Source organism: Synechococcus sp. R5-12, from assembly GCF_047502655.1.
In the GTDB taxonomy this organism is placed as follows: domain Bacteria; phylum Cyanobacteriota; class Cyanobacteriia; order Thermostichales; family Thermostichaceae; genus Thermostichus.
In genome coordinates this window covers 1-4,214 of sequence record NZ_JANSIM010000190.1, presented here as the reverse complement: position 1 = coordinate 4,214, position 4,214 = coordinate 1, and the positions used below count along the sequence as shown (strand labels likewise).

Here is a 4,214-nt window from a genome sequence, read left to right as displayed (position 1 = left end):
AGGCGAAAGATCAAGTCGGGAATGGCTTCTAGAATGGCTCGCTGGGTGGCTTCCATTTCTCTAAGGGCCAACTCCGCCTGTTTCCGCTCGGTGATATCTCGCACCAGGATGTAAACTTTGTCTCTCCCGTGAGCGACAACGCAGGCTCTCCGATAGCAGCGGATCCCCGGCTCAATCTCAACTTCGTACTCTAGGTACTGCGGCGTCTGGCTGACCAAGGCCCCCTCCGCCAGAGATGGATACTGCTCTTTCAGCGAGCCAGTAAACACGTCTTGGGCGCGGCAACCCACGTAAAACTCAGGCGGATGTCGGGTGGGAACGTAAGGGGAAGGCTTGCAATGAAGAATGACTCCCTCGGCGCTGAGCTCAAAAATCAAGTCGGGAATGGCCTCGTAGAGGGCGCGGTAGCGAGACTCGCTTTCCTGTAGAGCCCGCTCCATCTTGACCCGCTCGCTGATGTCGCGGCTGGTGATGAGGATCCCGTCTCCCACCGGCACCACTTGGTGATGGATCCAACTGGCCTTCAAGCCCGGCTGCCCCGAAATGGGGAACTCCTCTTCCAGAGGAATGCCGGTTTCCACCACTCGCTTGTATTTCTCAAAAAAGCCCCCCCAGCGGTTGATGGGCAGCAGCTCGCACAGCCGCTGGCCGATGATCTGCCGGCGCTGGAGGGAAATGAGCTCTTCCCCCTTGGCGTTGACATCCACAAAGACAAAGTCGCGGATCTCGCGGGTAACGGGATCCCGCACCGCCTCCAGCAGGTAAATAGCATCCAAGCTGGCTTCCAAGGCTGCCCGAAAACGAGCCTCTGGGCTGGGGGTGCCTCTAGGAGGTTGGAAGGGAAATCTTCGAGAAAGGGATCCCAGGATCCCTCTGAAGACAGAAAGCGGCTGACTTTCCCCCAGGCTGACGCCAAGCAGCAGGAGAGCCAAGAAGAGGGATCCCAGCAGCCAAAAGGCAAGGCCAGAGGGATCCACCAGGCCCACCGTTTTCCCTACCGCCCATAGCTCTCTGTGCATAGAACCCAGAGATTCCTGCCCCCTTTCCACAGTATCCCAGCAAGTCTTTCCAGCTTATCTTGGAGATCAAAAGGGGAAGCTCAGCTAACTTGCGGAAATGGCCTCTATGCAATGGGCAGGATTCCTCAAGAGTGGCTTTTTGGGGAAATGAGTCTTGGCTCAAAGCTTTGTTTCTGGGTGCAGTAGGGAGAGAGACTCTTTATTGTGAAGATGCTTTATTGTGAAAAATAACTGTGAAGATTCAGCGGGATCCCTTGCGCCAGCGGCAATAGAGTTTTTCCAACTCCACCCAGACCATAACCACGGTGCTAGAGCCCAAGCAGATCAAAAGTTCAGTGCGGGTTAGCTCCTCTGTGCCAAAGAAGCTGCGCAAGAAAGGCACATAGAGCAGAGCCAATTGCAAGAGCAGAGTGGTCAGGACCGCGCCCAGCAGGTAGGGGTTGGAAAAAGGGTTGGTCTCGATGGTGAGCTTCTCGTTGGAGCGCACGGCCAGCGCATGGCCCATCTGGGCGATACACAGGGTGGTGAGGACCATCGTGCGCCAGTGGGGGATGTAGGCTTCCACAATGACCATCATGAGGATTGTGGAGATGGCAAAAACCACGCCGATGCGCACCATGTAGGCTCCCAGCCCCTGGGCGAAGATGCTCTCTTTGGGGTTGAAGGGGGGGCGCTGCATCACCCCTGGCTCCGCCGGTTCCAAAGCCAAGGCCAGAGCGGGCAGGCCATCGGTCACCAAGTTCATCCACAAGATCTGTAGGGGTGTCAGCGGCACATCCCCCAAGCCCAGGATGGGGGCGGCAGCCACCGTCAGCACTTCGCCGATGTTGCTGCCCAAAATGTACTTCACAAAGCGGCGGATGTTGCTGTAAACCACTCGCCCTTCTTCAATGGCTGCCACGATGGTGGCGAAGTTGTCGTCCAGCAGCACCATGTCGCTGGCCTCTTTGCTCACATCGGTGCCCGTGATGCCCATGGCGATGCCAATATCCGCTTGGCGCAGGGCAGGGGCGTCGTTGACCCCATCCCCGGTCATGGCCACGAACTCGTTTTGCTTTTGCAGGGCTTGCACAATGCGCAGCTTGTGTTCGGGGGCGACGCGGGCATAGACCCTGACGGTTTGTACCGTTTGCAGCAGCTCCTCGAAACTCAAGCGGGAGAGGGTACGCCCGTCAATCGCCTGATCCTCCGACTCGAGAATGCCCAGCTGGCGGGCAATGGCAACAGCTGTCAGTTGGTGGTCGCCGGTAATCATCAACGTGCGGATCCCAGCTTCTCGGCAGCGGGCCACGGCCTCTCGCGCCTCTGGTCGCGGAGCATCGTGCATCCCCACCAAGCCCAGCCAAACCAGGTTGTGCTCCACCTCTTCCCCGTTGTCCGGGATCCGCTCTAGCCTCTGGGTGGCTACCCCCAGAACCCGGATACCTTGGGCGGCCAGGCGGTTGTTGGTGCCGAGGATGGCTTGGCGATCGGTTTCCGACAGCTCCTGCCAAGTGCCCCCTTTCTGGATACGATCACACCGCTCCAGCACCAGCTCTGGGGATCCCTTGGTGTAGACGCAGTAGCCGCCGTTTTCTTGGATCACCACGCTCATGCGTTTTCGTTCCGAGCTGAAGGGGAGCTCCTGCACCCGTGGGTAGCGCTCCTGTAAAGAGCCTTTGTGGAGGTTGGCCTTGGCGGCTGCCACCAGCAGGGCGGCCTCGGTGGGATCCCCCAGGATGGACCAGGTGGGCGTTGAAGGGGGAGAAGAAACTGCAGACCGTGGGTTGCGACCGGCAACGGGTTGGAGGCTGGCCTGCAACAGGGCATCGTTGCAGAACACCACGGCCCGCAAGATGGCCTGCAGATCCGGGGCGCTCCCGGGATCTATGGGCTGGCCGCCGCAGTAGAAGGATCCCTTGGGAATGTAACCGGTGCCGCTGACGTGGTAATGGCGGTCGGGGGTAATGATGTCGGTTACCACCATTTTGTTTTCCGTGAGGGTGCCGGTTTTGTCGGAGCAGATGGTGGTGACGGATCCCAGGGTCTCTACTGCCGGCAGGCGGCGGATGAGGGCGTGGCGGCGCACCATGCGTTGGGTGCCTATGGCCAGGGTGACAGTGATCACCGCAGGCAGCCCCTCTGGTACCACGGCCACGGCCATGCTCAAGGAAGTTTCCAAAAGCGAGGTAAAGGGGGCCATGCTCCCGGCTTGCAGCAACCCTATCCCCACCACCAAGGCCACCAAAGCCAGGGATCCCGACACCAGCACATTGCCCAGTTGGCTCATGCGCCGCTGCAGGGGAGTGGGCTCGTTTTCCACCGTTTGCAGCAGCTTCGCCACCTTGCCCAGCTCCGTGTTCATGCCGGTGGCAGTAACCAAGAGGATCCCTCGCCCCTGAATCACTTCGGTGCCCATGAAGGCCATGTTGCGCCGTTCCCCCAGCTCGATGTCCGGCGGGAGTACGCAATCTGCCTGTTTGGTTACAGGGGTGGCTTCTCCGGTCAAAGCTGCTTCCCGCACCTGCAGGTTCACGGCCTCGGCCAAGCGCCCATCGGCTGGGATCTGTACCCCGGCTTCCAGCAGCACGCGATCCCCCGGCACCAGTTGGCTGGCTGGAACTTCTTGCCACAGGCCATCCCGCTCCACCCGCACAGTAGGGGAGGCCAGTTTTTTCAGGGCCGCCAGCGCTTTTTCCGCCCGACTTTCTTGCAAATAGCCCAGGCCACCGTTAAGGCCAACGATCAACAAAATGGCCAGGGCATCTTTGGGAAACTCGCCTTCTTGCAAGTCCAAAGTGGCTGAGATCGCCGCTACGGCGATCAGCATCAGCAGCATGACGTTGCGGAATTGATCCAGCAGGACTTGCCAGGAGCTACGGCCAGAGGAGGTGATCAGCTCATTGGGGCCATACTCCCGCTGCCTCTGGATTACCTGCTGAGTGGTGAGGCCACGATCGGGATCGGTCTGCAACTTCTGGATGGCAGCGGCGAGGGTGAGGCTATGCCAGGCAGGAACAGAAGCAAGGGGGGATCCATCCGGTGGGATCATCGCGACCACTCGAGGGTTCTTGCCGCATTTTGACATACTCCCCGCCCTCGAGGGGGAGGATTCTTGTCATCTCCCCAGTTGTTCGGGCCATAGCTCTTCTGGCGCCAGCGGCTGGGATCATCTTCAGCTAGAAATCGCAGGAGCCCCGCACTGTACCCGTAGGG

2 protein-coding genes are annotated in these 4,214 nt (G+C 59.7%); both read right to left on the bottom strand.

Translation table 11 applies throughout. The features are described from left to right. Positions 1-1,019: PAS domain-containing protein (locus tag NW843_RS10370; RefSeq protein ID WP_414522890.1), on the bottom strand; the 1,019-nt coding region annotated here is incomplete at its 3' end. A 241-nt stretch (positions 1,020-1,260) separates the two neighbouring features. Further along, complete coding sequence (locus NW843_RS10365; protein WP_414522891.1) at positions 1,261-4,050, bottom strand: cation-translocating P-type ATPase; 2,790 nt, start codon at positions 4,048-4,050, stop codon at positions 1,261-1,263. Positions 4,051-4,214 lie beyond the last annotated feature (164 nt).

What these genes read in the sequence shown, in the direction of transcription:
- NW843_RS10365 (WP_414522891.1), bottom strand. Translation starts at nt 4,050, where the DNA reads ATGATCCCACCGGATGGATCCCCCCTTGCTTCTGTTCCTGCCTGGCAT.